Consider the following 14,612-nt stretch of genomic DNA (forward strand, 5'->3'; position numbering starts at 1 on the left):
ACGGACCCGGCCGCAGTGGATCGCGTGCGCCAGGTTTGGGTGAAAGGTGCAAAAGTGGGTTCAGGACAGTCCAAAGGCATTCCAAGCGCTGGTGGCAGAAAAACGCAGACCAGTCCTGAGATCATCACGCTGATTCTCACGCACCGCATGTCATCTGATCAGACGCCTTAGTCCTCCCACTTTCAGTGCTGTCTTATCCACGTTTGCGTTGCTTCCCGTTAATCGATCTGAGAGGCTGAACGCGTCGATCCGATTTGCGGGAGAGCTCATCATGGTCGCAGTGCCTCTATCGCGGCGCATGTCCGCAGAAGCGTTTGGAACGTTCTGGTTGGTGTTTGGCGGGTGCGGGAGCGCCGTTTTTGCCGCCACCTTTCCGCAAACCGGTATCGGGTTCGCCGGCGTCAGTCTGGCGTTTGGCCTGACCGTGCTGACCATGGCCTACTCGATCGGCCATGTGTCGGGTTGCCACCTCAATCCCGCCGTCACCCTTGGACTTTGGTCGGGCGGGCGGTTTCCCGCCAAGGACATTGCGCCCTATATCGTCGCGCAGCTTATCGGTGCCATCGTGGCGGCATTTCTCATCCTGCAGATTGCGGGCGGCAAGCGCGGCTTCATGCTGGCGGTCAATGGGCTTGCCGTGAATGGCTTCGGCAGCTTGTCGCCGGGCGGCTACGGCATGATGTCCGCCCTCCTCATCGAAATCGTCCTCACCTTGGGATTCGTGATCGTGATCCTCGGGTCGACCGATACACGTGCGCCGTCGGGATTCGCCCCCATCGCCATCGGTCTGGCATTGACCTTGATCCACCTGATCAGCATCCCCATCACCAATACGTCGGTCAATCCTGCGCGCAGCACCGGACCCGCGCTGTTCGTGGGTGGCTTGGCGCTGGAGCAGCTGTGGCTCTTCTGGGTCGCCCCGATCATCGGCGGGCTCTTGGGCGGGATCGCTTATCGCGGGCTGGCAGGCGATCCGCCCGTACCGGATATCGTGGGCGAATCGATTGCGGCGCGGGTCGAGCGATCCTGAGTGACTGCGCCGGCGTGACAGGGCTAAACCAGAAGGTCACCTAGAAACGCATACGCAAATCCAAAGTAGATGAACACGCCCACGAGATCCATGATGGAAGTAATCATCGGCGAACTCAGCGTGGCGGGATCGGTGCCGATCCTGCGCGCGGCAAACGGCAGCAGTCCGCCGATGATGCCACCCAGCATCGTGCAGCAGAGCATGCTCAAGCCCACGACCAGCAGCACGTCGCTGTTTACGTCCTTGCTGAAGTACGCCAGGATGGCTTCGAGCATGGCGATGCACACGCCCAATGCCAACGCCAACGGGATCTCGCGTTTGATCACGAACCACACATCGCGCCAGCGCAGTTTCAGCTCACCCAGTGCCATGGCGCGGATCACCAACGTGGCCGATTGGCTGCCGGTGTTGCCGCCCATATCGACGATGGGTGCAATGAATGCCGCGAGGATGAGAACTTCAGTCAGGATCTCTTCCTGGTGTGCGACGAACGTGCTCGTCAGGATGCCGAACACCGTGAGGATGGCCAGCCAGAACACGCGCTGTTTGAACATGCTTGCAAAGCTTGAGCTGCGCAAACTGAGATCGGCGTTGCCCAACAGGGCCGTGCCGCCGAATTGCGCGAGCCGCTTGCCCTCATGCAGTCGATCGAGGTCCATGGCGTCGTCGACGGTCACGATGCCCAGCATCCGCCGGTCGTCGTCTGTCACGGGTATCGCCAGCAGGTCGTGGCGACTGATGAGATCGACGGCGTCTTGTGCGGGCGCCTCGGCATGAACGGCAACCGGTTCGGGTCGCATCAGCGTGGCGACCTGGGCTGACGGTGGTGCCATGACCAATTCGCGTAGCGATAATGTGCCGATCAGCCGTGCGCCGGAATCGATGACATAGATCACATAGATCGTTGCCGAGCTCGACGCCGCGGCGCGCAGGGTGTTCAGTGCGTCGGCAGCAGTGAGTTGGGCGGCGACGCTGGCATAGCGTGGCGTGGCAATGGCACCGGCAGTGCCGGCGGGATAGGAAACGTGCTTGAGGATGTGGTTCATGGGGAACACTCCTTTTTTCTTTTCTTTGGTTTTTATTCAAGAGCAGACTGCGCGGCGGGGAGCGAAGATATCTTCGGGTGCGCAGGGTGCCCTCAACTGAGGCACTGTGCTGGCGGCTGCCAGCACGTCAGGGCAGAAGCGACGCCGTGGTGATGACAATGCCGACGGTGACGATGCTGTTCGCAGCGTTGCGACCGAAGGTGTGGCCCGCGCTGGCGTCGATCTGCATTCGATCGGGAATCACGTCGTGTCGCAGGCTCACCTGCCATGCCGGACGTTCGCCCGTCACGCCGTAGGCTTCGATCGCCGCGCGGGTGCGCGGTGCCACGCCCATGTCCAAGGCAGATGACCATGTTCCGCGGCCCCGATAGCGATGCGTATCTGTGTTCCACGCGCGCGTCACGCCTGCATTGACGTGTGCCATCAAGGTGTCGCCAGCGAGGGGGAATGAGGCGATACCGATGGCGCTGGTGTCGCCCAATGCATTGCGATGGCTGCGGCGATCGCGTTGATCGGCAAGCGCGACGGCAAGCCCCCGCGATACGTCGTCATAGCGCTGGATAACGTGTTTGACTTGCCACGTAGTGAGCGTGCCGCGGTCGATGCCGCTTACACCCCGCGCGCCGCCCAAACCCAGCTCGGTGCGGTCGACGGGGCTGCACGCGGCATTGAGCCACAGTGTCTTCTCGGATGGGGCTTCGTTGCCGGTGCGTTGCATCCAGCTTTCGATCTGGCAGGCGCCGGGTGCCACGACATCGGCGTCGTCGGTCATCAAGGGGCGGCCGGCGAGGGCGGGGAACGCCGCCATGACGCCGGTCGCCAGCAGGGCGGTCTTCAAGACGGCCTTCAGGGCGGGCGCCAGCGGCATGGTGGCAATGGTGAGCGGGGCCGACCGCTCGGCATGGCGGTTCGCCGGCCATGTGCCAAGCATGAACGGATACTTTTTACGGGTGGTGCGAAACATGATTGTTCTCCGGTCGCCCATGCGCAACCGGAACCGCTCATGCATCAGGAATGAGCGGTCTCGCGGCGCGGCGAAGGCATCGTTGTTTGTGGGTGTGGAAGACGGGGGGGCGCCTAGGGCCACTCGGGTCGGGATCCATAACGGTCTCCTTAGAAAAAAGCGCAACGTACAAACGCGACACCTGCGTGCCGCAACACGACTGAAGCCAGAGGCTGCACAGGGTGCAGGCGACGGACGCAGACGACGGACGCAGGCGAACGAAGCAGGCGACGGACGCAGACGACGGACGCAGACGAACCAACGCAAACGAATGGGCGCACAACAACGGAACGCTCAAGACGTTGCCGTGCTGCAGTGATCGGGTGTATCGACGGGGAACGTCGACGAACAGAACCGTCGTCGACGAATGCCGCTACTCGTGTTGTGGCGAGATAGCGGCAGGGGAAGCCTGCGCGTTATCTTGCCGAGGGTGTGGCCAATGCATCTCGCACCGGCCGACGACTTTCGCTCGAACAAGGCGCCACGTGGGCCTCCGCAGAAATTGGAACAGGCGGAAGTATAGGGAGCTCGCCGCGTCGGGTAAATGGCTTTTTCAATTGGTCCGCGCGATCAACCTGCTGTGCGGGCGCCATGTTCTGCGACACTACCGCGCTTTCATATTCAATCCGTTGACCGCCATGATTCTGAGACGCGCGATTCCTGCCGATATTCCTGAAATGTTCCGGGTGCGAACCGGCGTACGCGAAAACCATATGTCGATCGCTGAGATGGCAGCGGTGGGCATCACGGCCGACTCGATCGAGGCCATGTTGGCGGGGTCGGTACGCGGGTGGGTCCTGCAAGAGGGTGACCGCTTGGTGGCATTCGCTTTGGCGGACGGTGCGGACGGTTGCGTCTTCGCCTTGTTCGTCGATCGCGGCCACGAAGGCAAAGGCATCGGTCGCCAACTGATGAATGAAGTGGAAACATGGCTGTTTTCCCTCGGCCTGCAAGAGATTTGGCTCGAGACCGATGTCGATTTGCGTGTGCGCGCGAACGGCTTTTATCGGCGTTTGGGTTGGCAAGAGGCAGGCTTGCAGAGCGACGGTCAACAGCGTTTCGTAAAACGCGCTTGATCGATTCCCGAAATATTGCAGTGCAAGAAAAGTCTGGCGAAGAAGCGTAGAATTAGTTGGTATGTCATCTATATTCATCCTATCGACCTATCATGCCTGACGCTTCTACTGCACATTTCGGGCGATTGGTGGCCAATACCGGGCGTGTCTGGCGCCGCGCCGTCGATCGCAAGCTCCAGCCCTTCGGCCTTACCGAGGCCACCTGGCTGCCTTTGGTGCGGATTGCGCGCGCCGCTCAACCCATGCGGCAGAAGGATCTTGCTGCAGCGCTCGCGCTCGACGGCTCGTCCGTGGTGCGGCTGATCGACGCACTTGCCGAGGCGGGACTGGTCACGCGGCAGGAGGGTGCGGAGGATCGCCGGGCGCGCGAGATTGTGTGCACGCCTTCCGGCCTTGCCACAGTGGCCAAGGTTGAAATGATGGCGCTACAGGTGCGTGAGGAGGCGCTGCGGGATCTGCCGCCGACGCACGTGGCGATCGCCATGGACGTGCTGGATCACGTCTGTGCCGTGCTGGGCAACGTGGTCGAGGAGGAAACGGCATGAGCGCGATTCCGACGTCTACTGTATCCGGCGCGGTGCCGTCGGCGGGCACGGCGGCACAGGCAGCATCGCTGCCTCCACGTGTGCCGTTGTGGTTGTTGGCGCTGTTCACATTCAGCGGCACGCTGGCAATGCATATCTTCGTGCCTGCGCTAGCCTTGGCGAGCGCGGATTTGCAGGCCAGCAGCTCGGCCATGCAGATGACGGTGAGCCTGTACATCCTGGGCTTGGCGTTGGGTCAACTGGTGTACGGGCCCCTGGCGGACCGGTTCGGCCGGCGGCCGATTCTGATGGTGGGCCTGTCGATCTACACCGTGGCCGGTGTGGTGGCGATGGTTGCACCTGACGCGTACTCACTGATCGCGGCCAGGCTCTTTCAAGCCCTGGGCGGCTGTGCGGGACTGGTGCTGGGCCGGGCGATCGTGCGCGACACGGCCCTGCCCGCGCAGGCAGCAAAGCGCCTGGCGTTGATGAATTTGATGGTGACTCTGGGGCCGGGTGCGGCACCGATCCTGGGCGCGCTTCTCGCGGGTAATCTGGGCTGGCGCTCGATTTTCGTCGTGCTCACCTTGCTGGGCGTGGTCAACCTCGTGCTGGCCTGGAGGATGTTGCCCGAAACGGGCACGGCCAATATGAACGTCAGCGCCGCTACCTTCGTACGGCACTACAAGCACTTGCTGCGGTCACCTGCTTTTTTGGGCTTTGCCGTGGGCGGCGGCGCCGCGACGACATCGATGTATGCCTTCATCGCATCGGCGCCGTTCATCTTTTCGGGGCAGATGCATCGCCCGCCCGGCGAAGTGGGCCTCTATCTGGCGATTCTGGTTTCTGGCGTGTGGGTGGGCAGCATGCTCACAGGTTGGCTGATCGCGCGCGTGCCGCTCAATCGTCTGATGGTGGGGGCCAATTTGTTCAGTGTATTGGGCGCGGTCATTTTCCTGGTCGTGGTGCTGTCGGGTCAGATGACACCGGTGTGGGTGATTGCACCGATGTTCCTGTTTACGGTGGGGGCAGGGGTGGCATCGCCCGCGGCACTGACGCAAGCCGTGAGCGTAGATCCGTTGGTGATCGGGTCGGCCTCGGGCTTGTATGGTTTCGTGCAGATGGCGGTCGGCGCCCTGTGTACCGCCGTCGTGGGGTTCGGCAGTTCGCCGGCGTTGTCGGCCGCGCTCGTGTTGGTGGGGGCAGGCATCGTCGCGCAAGCGGCGTTCTGGGTGGCGTTGCGTCAGCCGGTGCGCAATCGGCACTGACCCGGCGCCACCCCGGCACTGACGTCCGGCGGCGGTGAGTCACCGGTCATGGTTGAGCCCCCGGCGGCGCATGGCGTCATGTATTCTGCTGGGCTGTCGGCGGCACGCCGGCATTCCCGTTTTTTTGTTCGAAGGACGACCCGCATGAATGCCCTCTATTGGCACGATGGTCAGTGGACCACCGAAAACCCGAAACTACTCGGCCCCGCCGACCACGCCTTTTGGATGGCCAGCATGGTGTTCGACGGAGCGCGCGCATTTCGCGGGCTCACACCCGATCTCGACTTGCATTGCCAGCGTGTGATTCGCTCCGCCGAAAAAATGCTGATGAAGCCGCAGATCACCTGGGAACGTGTATATGCGTTGTGTCTGGAAGCGGTTGCGCAGTTTCCGGAAGGCAGTGAGCTTTATCTGAAGCCGATGTTTTATTGCGCCGACGGTTTCTTGCTGCCCGACGCCGACAAAACCCAGTTCGTGTTGCACGTGTTCAAGGTGCCGATGCCGGGTGAGCAGGGCTTCTCGGCATGCATCTCGAGCTTCGCACGCTCGTGGTCGAATATGGCGCCTACCGACGCCAAGGCATCGTGCCTGTACCCCAACGGTCAGCGCGCGATTCGCGAGGCAACGAGTAAAGGATTCGACAACGCCATCATGCTCGATGGCGATGGCAACGTGGCCGAGTTCGCCACCAGCAATCTGTGGATCGTGAAGGATGGCGTGGTGGCGACGCCCGCCGACAACGGCACCTTCCTGAACGGCATTACGCGCAAACGCGTGCTGGCGTTGCTGCGCGAAGATGGTGTGACGGTTGAGGAGCGTACGATCACCCCGGCCGATATCGATCAAGCCGACGAAGTGTTTTCGTCGGGCAACTACGGCAAGGTGGTACACGTGAGCCGTGTGGAAGAACGCCATTTTGAATACGGTCCGATGGCGCGCCGGGCGCATCGTTTGTATATGGCGTACGCGGAAGGCGGTCGAGCGAAGGCCAACGTTGCTGCGTGAATAACCTGCTGCGCGATTGCTGCCTAACTTCTGCGTAGTTGCTGCGTAATTGCTGCACCGGCTGGCGCGCAAGGCAGCATCAGTGCGTGCATGTCACCCGTTTATTCGGTGCACATGTTTTCGGAAGCACGCAGATGCCGGAAGACGTTGGAAGCAAAGTGCCGAGCATGCGGAATCCATTTCGCGTCCTCGGCCTTTTCATTTTCGCCGCGCCACAATACGATTGTAAAAAGTGGGCAAGTTCGCGTCGGGCACGATAATCGCGCCCGGCAGGCGTCGCCGCATGTCGCGGCGCCCGACTCTTTTATCGAGATCAATATGAAAAAAGCGATATTGCTTCTGGCGGCAGGCACTCTGGCACTGAGCGCACTGGGTACGGCCCAAGCAGCGCAAGAATCGAAGGGCTGCGCGGCAAAAATTCAAAATATCAAAGCCGACCTGGAAAACGCGCGCGCGCACAAAAACCGCGCGCAGATTTCCGGTTTGGAAACGGCCCTGTCGCGTACCCAGGCCAACTGCACCGACGCGTCCCTGGCCAAGGAGCGCGCCGACGATGTCGCCAAGGCGCAGGACAAGGTTAAAGAGCGCGAACAAGACTTGGCGGAAGCCCAGGCAAAGAACGACAAAAGCAAGATCCGCAAGGCGACGTCCAAGCTCGATGAGGCCAAAAAAGATCTTGCGCACGCACAAGCGGAAATCGGCAAGTAAGTCGCTGGCGCGACATTACATCGCCGGCGTTTGGCGATCCGCGCCGCTTTACCCCCGTGCCGTATCTGAAACGTCCGCCACCCGTGCGGACGTTTCTGCATCTTGCGGCATGAACCGGGTGGTGCCGCTGCCTCGCGCATCATGCTGCATGACATCGCGCGGCCGTCCTTGTGCATCCAGCAGCACCTGGCCGATGCCTGAGCCATTCCATAACCGCTCGCCAGCCTGGCGGCGGTCCGGCAAGCGGTTGCGAATTTCCAGATGCCGGCGTTTGGTGAGCCAGTTCAACGGCGAATGCCGCGCATAAAGCCAACGATTCGCGCGATCCAGCCAGTTCAGGAGTTGGGATGGGAATTCATTCTTGATGCCGCTGCTGGTGATCTGCCAGACATCGGGACCGCGATCGCGATGACGGATCCGGATGTCGTACATGAACGAATAATGCACGTCGCCCGACAGCACCACGTAATTGCCCGGGGTGCGCGAGTGGCGAAAGATGTTCATCATCACATTCGCCGCGCCACGATGGGCCATCCAGTTTTCGGCGTCGACCATCAGTGACTGACCTGCCCATGTGAAGACGCGTTGCACGGTTTCGATGAGCTTTACACCAAACATCGGCGCAGCCGACACGATGACGGCAGAAGGCTCGTCAAGCAAGGCCTGCTGAAGTTCGCACAGCGACTCCCAATCCATCAGGCCCGACGGCTGGCTGGGAAGACGCGTACTGCGCCAGCGTTGCGTGCGCGTGTCGAGCACGATCACCTTGGGCTGCGTGGGCAGGACGTACCCCCACTTCGAGAACGCCAGCAGATCGCCGATAAGCGCGTCCTGATGTGCGCCGTTCATCCGATTTTCCGAGTCGACGTCCGACGTGAGTGCACGCGCTTTGGCCCGCAGGCCGACGAACGCGTCGGCGTTGTTGCCCCAGCCCTGGCATAGCGCATAGGCCAGCAAGGCATTGCCCACGATACGGCGCGAGAAGGGATGGCCGTAAGCTTCCTCTTCCCATCGGGCCGACAGATTCCAGTCGTCGGTAACGTCGTGATCGTCGAAGATCATCAACGTGGGCAAGTGCGCCATCGCGCGCGCCGCCTGCGGCAGGGTGGCACGAAACCCGGTCAGATCACGTGCTTCTGCGCGATAGGCGTCGCGATGCTCGGCGTCGATCGCCGGCATCGGGACCTCGCCGATCAGCGCCCACGGCGTAGGCGACCACACCAGCAGATACATCGCGAGCACTTCAGCAAGCGTGACCAAGTGATTATGTGCGCTCGATGTGGTGAAAATAGGCTTTTTCACGCCGCCGAAGAAGCGCTCGCGCAGGGCCTCGTTGGCACGAAACGCCGGCAACAGCGACTCGCGTCGATAGTAGGTCGCGGGATGCGCATACAGTTCCGTGCTGTCGGCTACCGTCGCACCCTCGAGGGTTTCGCCGTACAGCCCGAGCCGCGCGATCAGGGCGTGGACGGCGGCCAGCATCGGGCCCGCGACGTCGTCGGCGTACACCTGATCGCCGCACAGCATGAGCATCGACGGCCGGCTCGTCGGCTGGCCGATGCAGGCTTGCACCAGCGCATCGGCGCGCGCCATGCCGTCGTCGGCGCAATGGTGCGGCTTGCGGCAGGAGCCAAAGAGAATGTTGTCTGCGCGGGCACGCAAGACGAAGGTGGGGCAGGAGGCCCAACCGTGGACCAGGTGCGGTGCCCAGTCCGCAATGCCGGTGGTGTCGTTCCCCGCGGTCGCGTGCAAACGCAGGTCGTAATCGATCTCGGTGTCGACCGGCAAGGGGTCGTCCAGCGTGACGTCGATGAAATGCAAGAACGCATGCGTGCCGACCGGCAATATGCGCAGCATCCGGTCGTCCAGTTCAATACTTTTCACTTGGCGGTCTGCTGCCGCGGTGTGACTCAGTTGGAGGGTGATGGATAGCGGGCGGCTTCCTACCAGCCATAACAACACACGGCCGGGCTCAAGCCGCCGAAGCAGGGGGCCGGCAAGCACGGGAGGCAGATCGACAGGGGATCCAGCAGGGGTGGGAACGCGCGTTGACATGGCGCCAAGCGTAGCAAAAACAGGGCCTTCAAATGAGGAGGATCATCTATGACAAGTCATGTCGCAGAGGGTGGGATTGGTCGGCACGCGTTTCATGATCAATCCCTCGGCGGGGATGTTTTTGGTGCTTAGAAAAGATTCTGTTATTTCGTGACCGATATCGACAAAATGCGCCAGCACACCCATTTTCAGATGTTGTAACTCGTTGATTTTGTGCGACAACGTTCTCGCGTCTTCACATTTCGACGTTCGCCCTGCGTATTGCCGTTCTCGTTACAGCGCGTCCATACTCCCTGCAGAAAATCAAAACGGCAGGTAGAGGAGAGGACGATGGACAAGGCAGGAGTTGGGCTGCGCGCGATCGGTGCAGCGAGTCTGGTGGCGATGCTTGCGGGTTGCGCCGGCATGGCGCAGAACGAGGCTGATCGACTGAATGTTGCTGGGCTGACGCAACCGGTGAAGATCGTGCGCGACAAGGCAGGTGTATCGCATATCTACGCGCAAAACACGCACGATTTGTTCTTTGCGCAAGGGTTCAGCGCGGCGCGCGATCGGCTTTGGCAACTGGATCAATGGCGTCGCCAGGGCGAGGGCAAGATGGCCGAGCAATTCGGCCCACGCTTCATCGCTCAGGACCGTGCCGCCCGCATGTTCCTGTATCGCGGCGATCTCGAAAAGGAATACGCCAGCTATCACCCCGAGGCCAAGCAGATCCTGGAAGCCTTCGCTGCGGGGATCAACGCTTACGTGGATGAGGCCCGCGCCGATCCGGCGAAGCTGCCGCCCGAGTTTCGGATGACGGGCACGCAGCCCGGCTACTGGAGCCCGCAGACGTCGCTGATCCGCATCTACGGCATTACGCGCAACGTGAAAGACGAGGTGCAACTGGCCGAACAGATCGCCGCTGTGGGTACCGCTCGCGCAACCGCGCTCAATGTGTTCGAGCCGCCGATTACGCCGCAGGTGCCGGCGGGCCTGGATCTCACCCAGTTCAATACGGGACTTCTCGCCAACTACATGCTCGCGCGCGATGGGCAGAAGTTCAAGGCGGAGGACTTCCCACGCAGCCCGTTGACGTTGGCTGAACGCGAAACGCTCGCCAAGAACCTTTCCGATGCGCGCATGGCCGTGGCTGACATGGGCCAGAATCCTTATGCGCCGCGCTACGAAAGCAACAACTGGACGGTCTCGGGCAGCCGCACGGCGACCGGAAAACCGTTGCTGGCAAACGACCCGCATCGCTCGATCAGCATGCCGTCGTTGCGTTATATGGTGCACTTGAATGCGCCAGGCTGGAACGTGATCGGTGCGGGGGAACCGGCCTTGCCTGGCGTATCCATCGGCCACAACGATCGCGTGGCGTTCGGCCTGACCATCTTTGCATTCGGCGACGAAGAAGATCTCTACGTGTACGACACGCGTCCCGGTGCACCTGATGAGTATCGCTACGGTAACGGCTGGGAGCGCATGAACACGGTCAATGAGACGATCGCAGTGCGCGGTGAAGCCAACCGCAACGCCCCGATCAAATTCACGCGCCACGGTCCGGTGATCCACGAGGATCCGATCAATCACAAGGCCTATGCCATCCGCGCGGCATATCTTGAGTTTCCAGGCACGGCCGCGTATCTGGCGAGTTTGCGTTTGAATCAGGCGCAGGACTGGAATGAATTCGTGGCCGGCATGAACCGCCATTACACGCCCGGCGAAAATATGGTGTACGCCGACGTCGATGGCAATATCGGCTGGTTCGGCGGCGCCTTGGCGCCGGTGCGGCCGCAGACCGATTGGTCGGGCATGCTGCCGGTGCCGGGCGATGGCCGCTACGAGTGGAACGGGTTGATCCAGGGTGACGCCTTGCCGCGGATCTTCAATCCGCAGCAAGGCTATATCGCGACGGCGAACGCATACAACCTGCCGCCGGGATATGTGCACCGCGATGTGTCGGGGCGCACCTGGGCCGAGCCGTTCCGTCAGCAGCGGATCGACGAAGTGCTGAGCGGCAAGAGTGGCTTTACGTTGGAAGACATGAAGGCGCTGCAGTACGACGATGTGTCGCTGCCGGCACGTGAGATGGTGGGCTACGCCAAGCAGCTGAACTCGGTGCAGCCGTTGGCGGGCGAAGGCATTCGCCAGCTGCGCAACTGGAACGCGACGATGGCCACGGACTCCACTGCGGCCACGATCTATTCGTACTGGATGCCCGAGGTGGTGCAGCGCGTGACCGAAGTGGCCGTGCCCGCGAACGCGCGCAAGCAGTTCGGCAAGCTGCAGACGCGGCAAGTGCTGGACATGCTGAAACGGCCGGGCCCCGCGTTCGGCGCCGATCCGGTCGCAGGCCGCAATGCGCTGCTGTTGCAGGCGCTGGATGCCGGCATGCAAAAGCTCGTGGCCAGCCGTGGCAACGATGCCAAGAACTGGGCGTGGGGCAGTCTGCACCACATCAAGTTCGATCATGCCTTGGCGCCGTTCATGCCTGAAGATCAACGCGCGAAGTACGCCACCGAGCGGTATCCGGTCAGCGGCGACAACGACACCGTGCATCGCGGGACCTACCGCGCTTCCGACTTCCGCCAGATCAGCGGCGCGTCCTTCCGGCAAGTGATCGACGTCTCGAACTGGGATCGCTCGATGGTGCAGAACACGCCGGGGCAGTCGGCCGATCCGACGAGCCCGTTCTATCAGAACTTGTTGAAGGGTTGGGCGACCGGCGAATATTCGCCGATGCCGTTCAGCGCGCAAGCGGTCGAGCGTGAAAAGCACGATACGCTGACATTGCAGCCTTCAGGCGCGCGGGCACCCGTGGCGCGATAAGGGGATGTGCAAGGCGAGTGCGGTAAACGGAAGACATTGCCGCACTTGATGATTGCAAGACAATAAGCTGGGGCGCCAATCGGCGCCCCATTTTTTTCATATCTATCGGCTACCCGACTCGGCATGGGCGGCATCGAAAAAGTAGTCCTTCCACGATCCGGCTTTATTGCTCAGTACGCCAAGCTCCTGCAACTTCGTGGCGTACACGAATGTTTGCTGCGGCGTAATGGTGCGGTCGGCCTCGCAAAAGACCGATTCGTCAGATGCTTATAACCGCTGCGCCAATAACGACGATTGCCACGGCGATCGACCGCTACGCGCGCTTGATATTGGGTGCCGCGAGGCCTTCGATCATCACGTTGATGCAGGCTGGCTTGCCACTGGCCTGGGCATCGAGCACGGCTTGCGCCATGTCGTGCGGCGCAGTCACGAATGCGCCGAAGCCACCGAACGCGGTGGCAACCTGATCGTAGCGGGTAGGCAGCAATTCGCAGCCGATGGTGCGGTCTTGTCCGTAATCGCGCACCTGGATCTGGTACTCGGCATTCCAGCGCGCATCGTTGCCGACCACTGCCACGAAGGGCAGGTCGTAGCGTACGGCGGTGTCGAACTCGGCCGAATGGAAGCCGAACGTGCCGTCGCCCAGCACCGCCACCACTGGTGCCTCCGGGACGGCTACGCGTGCCGCCGCGGCAAATGGCAGTGCCGCGCCGATGGATCCGGCGATGCCATTGATCACCCGGTGTGGCGCCGATAGACACGCTTGCGCCCACTGTCCGATTTCGCCGCCGTCGACCACCAGGACGCTATCGGGGTGACTATCGAGCAAGGCCTGCAGTGGACGGCAAGCGGCAACGGGATGCAGCCGCTCTTCATGCGGTGAGGTCGCGTCGTCCCAGGCTGCAGGGCGAAATGCGATCGCAGCGCGAACGTCGTGGCGCCAGGACGAAGGTTTGGTGCCATGGACATGGTCAGCTGGCTCTGAAGACGATGTGGCAGGCGCCTTGGCAAGGCGCGCGCGATCTTCAGTGGCGGTGAGCAATGCCGCGATGGCCGATGCTGCATCGGCCGAGGCGGCATGCGTGAGGCGATCGCCGAACGCGTTTTGCGTACGTTCGAGTTCGTGGCGGTCGGCGTCGATCTGCATCACGACGGCCGCGCCATTGAAGGCAGGCGTTTGCCCGAATTTGAGGGTGAAGTCCAAACGTTTGCCGAGCAGCAGGATGCAATCGCTTTGCGCCAGCATCTCGCTGAAGGCACCGAGGCTGGGATCGCCGATGCCGCGCGGACTTTCCATGCCGACGACCGGCACGCCGAGCGCATGCTCGAGCGCTGCCGCCTGGCCGCGGGCCGTGCGCGTCATCGAGGCTGGGCCGGTCAAGATCAGCGGCCGGGCGGCTGCGCGCAAACGCGCGACGATGGCTTGGGCAGATGCGGGGTCGAGCGCCAATGGATGAGGTTCGAACGCGGCCGCAGCATGCGGCGTCAGGGCCGACACGTGTGCTTCCAGCACATCGGTGGGTAAGCTCACATGCACCGGTCCGGGGCGTCCGGATCGGGCCACGACGATGGCGCGCGCGATGTCCTGCGACAGCGCCTCGGCCGATTGCGCCGTCCATGAGGCTTTGGTGAGCGGGGCGGCCAGATCGGCCTGGCGCATTTCCTGAAACGCGCCCATGCCCAGTTGCGTGAGCGGTGCGTGGCCCGATAGCAGCACCACGGGCGACTCGGCCTGCGATGCGGTGTAGAGCGCCGCGATCGCATTGGCGTGGCCTGGGCCGCCCGTCACGAGCGCGATACCGACTTTGCCGGTAATGCGGGCGTAGGCGTCGGCCATGTGCACCGTGGCGGCCTCGTGACGGGTGTGGATCAGGCGAATGCCCGACTGCACGCACGCATCGAAGATCGGCATGATGTGATTGCCCGACAGCGTGAAAAGAGTATCTACGCCAGCGTCGGACAGCGTGCGGATCAGCGCGTCTGCGCCGCGGTAGGGGACTGCAGGGGGCATGTCGGTCTCCGGATTCTCGTTCTTATGGTCGTCGTCTGCCATCATCGCTGAGTCCACGTCGGCTGCCAAGCC

11 protein-coding genes are annotated in these 14,612 nt (G+C 62.3%); 7 read left to right on the top strand and 4 right to left on the bottom strand.

What is annotated here, in order from left to right; translation table 11 throughout:
• Positions 1–280 precede the first annotated feature (280 nt).
• The gene (gene aqpZ, locus EYW45_RS12940; RefSeq protein WP_328703639.1) at positions 281–1,030 is read left to right on the top strand and encodes an aquaporin Z; all 750 of its coding nucleotides are present in this window, start codon (positions 281–283) and stop codon (positions 1,028–1,030) included.
• A 23-nt stretch (positions 1,031–1,053) separates the two neighbouring features.
• On the opposite strand, the gene mgtE is transcribed toward aqpZ, so the two are convergent.
• Positions 1,054–2,076: a magnesium transporter gene (mgtE, locus tag EYW45_RS12945; protein ID WP_161135814.1), complete on the bottom strand. Its 1,023-nt coding sequence runs from the start codon at positions 2,074–2,076 to the stop codon at positions 1,054–1,056.
• A 127-nt stretch (positions 2,077–2,203) separates the two neighbouring features.
• Complete coding sequence (locus EYW45_RS12950; RefSeq protein WP_161135815.1) at positions 2,204–3,040, bottom strand: hypothetical protein; 837 nt, start codon at positions 3,038–3,040, stop codon at positions 2,204–2,206.
• Positions 3,041–3,717: 677 nt separating this feature from the next.
• On the opposite strand from EYW45_RS12950, the gene EYW45_RS12955 reads away from it, so the two are divergent.
• From EYW45_RS12955 to EYW45_RS12975, 5 genes are all read left to right on the top strand, one after another.
• Positions 3,718–4,155 (top strand): GNAT family N-acetyltransferase, encoded by a 438-nt coding sequence (locus EYW45_RS12955; protein WP_161135816.1) that lies wholly within the window; start codon positions 3,718–3,720, stop codon positions 4,153–4,155.
• A 92-nt stretch (positions 4,156–4,247) separates the two neighbouring features.
• On the top strand, positions 4,248–4,700 hold the full coding sequence (locus tag EYW45_RS12960) for a MarR family winged helix-turn-helix transcriptional regulator (RefSeq protein ID WP_161135817.1): 453 nt from the start codon (positions 4,248–4,250) through the stop codon (positions 4,698–4,700).
• A complete protein-coding gene (locus tag EYW45_RS12965; RefSeq protein WP_161135818.1) occupies positions 4,697–5,947 on the top strand; it encodes a multidrug effflux MFS transporter in 1,251 nt (416 codons plus the stop codon). Before EYW45_RS12960 ends, EYW45_RS12965 begins: the two co-directional genes overlap by 4 nt.
• A 144-nt stretch (positions 5,948–6,091) precedes the next feature.
• Positions 6,092–6,952, top strand: a complete 861-nt coding sequence (locus EYW45_RS12970) for a branched-chain amino acid aminotransferase (RefSeq protein WP_161135819.1) — start codon at positions 6,092–6,094, stop codon at positions 6,950–6,952.
• A gap of 90 nt (positions 6,953–7,042) precedes the next feature.
• Entirely contained in the window at positions 7,043–7,660 is a 618-nt protein-coding gene (locus tag EYW45_RS12975) for a DUF1090 domain-containing protein (protein WP_161135820.1), read from the top strand.
• 48 nt (positions 7,661–7,708) lie between these two features.
• Here the strand turns inward: EYW45_RS12975 and EYW45_RS12980 are convergent, their stop codons facing one another.
• A complete protein-coding gene (locus tag EYW45_RS12980) occupies positions 7,709–9,544 on the bottom strand; it encodes a metallophosphoesterase family protein (protein WP_328703627.1) in 1,836 nt (611 codons plus the stop codon).
• A 555-nt stretch (positions 9,545–10,099) separates the two neighbouring features.
• Between EYW45_RS12980 and EYW45_RS12985 the strand changes: the two genes are divergently transcribed.
• Positions 10,100–12,529, top strand: a complete 2,430-nt coding sequence (locus EYW45_RS12985) for a penicillin acylase family protein (protein ID WP_407924925.1) — start codon at positions 10,100–10,102, stop codon at positions 12,527–12,529.
• A gap of 313 nt (positions 12,530–12,842) precedes the next feature.
• On the opposite strand, the gene EYW45_RS12995 is transcribed toward EYW45_RS12985, so the two are convergent.
• The gene (locus tag EYW45_RS12995; protein ID WP_161135823.1) at positions 12,843–14,540 is read right to left on the bottom strand and encodes a thiamine pyrophosphate-binding protein; all 1,698 of its coding nucleotides are present in this window, start codon (positions 14,538–14,540) and stop codon (positions 12,843–12,845) included.
• Positions 14,541–14,612: the final 72 nt, after the last annotated feature.

Origin of the sequence: Schauerella aestuarii (assembly GCF_009866805.1) — a bacterium.
GTDB lineage: Bacteria > Pseudomonadota > Gammaproteobacteria > Burkholderiales > Burkholderiaceae_B > Schauerella > Schauerella aestuarii.

Bases quoted from the DNA above. Each gene is read 5' to 3' on its own strand.
- EYW45_RS12955 (WP_161135816.1), top strand. From the start codon at position 3,718: ATGATTCTGAGACGCGCGATTCCTGCCGATATTCCTGAAATGTTCCGG.
- EYW45_RS12970 (WP_161135819.1), top strand. From the start codon at position 6,092: ATGAATGCCCTCTATTGGCACGATGGTCAGTGGACCACCGAAAACCCG.
- EYW45_RS12975 (WP_161135820.1), top strand. From the start codon at position 7,043: ATGTCACCCGTTTATTCGGTGCACATGTTTTCGGAAGCACGCAGATGC.
- EYW45_RS12950 (WP_161135815.1), bottom strand. From the start codon at position 3,040: ATGTTTCGCACCACCCGTAAAAAGTATCCGTTCATGCTTGGCACATGG.
- EYW45_RS12995 (WP_161135823.1), bottom strand. From the start codon at position 14,540: ATGCCCCCTGCAGTCCCCTACCGCGGCGCAGACGCGCTGATCCGCACG.
- EYW45_RS12960 (WP_161135817.1), top strand. From the start codon at position 4,248: ATGCCTGACGCTTCTACTGCACATTTCGGGCGATTGGTGGCCAATACC.
- mgtE (WP_161135814.1), bottom strand. From the start codon at position 2,076: ATGAACCACATCCTCAAGCACGTTTCCTATCCCGCCGGCACTGCCGGT.
- EYW45_RS12965 (WP_161135818.1), top strand. From the start codon at position 4,697: ATGAGCGCGATTCCGACGTCTACTGTATCCGGCGCGGTGCCGTCGGCG.
- EYW45_RS12985 (WP_407924925.1), top strand. From the start codon at position 10,100: ATGCTTGCGGGTTGCGCCGGCATGGCGCAGAACGAGGCTGATCGACTG.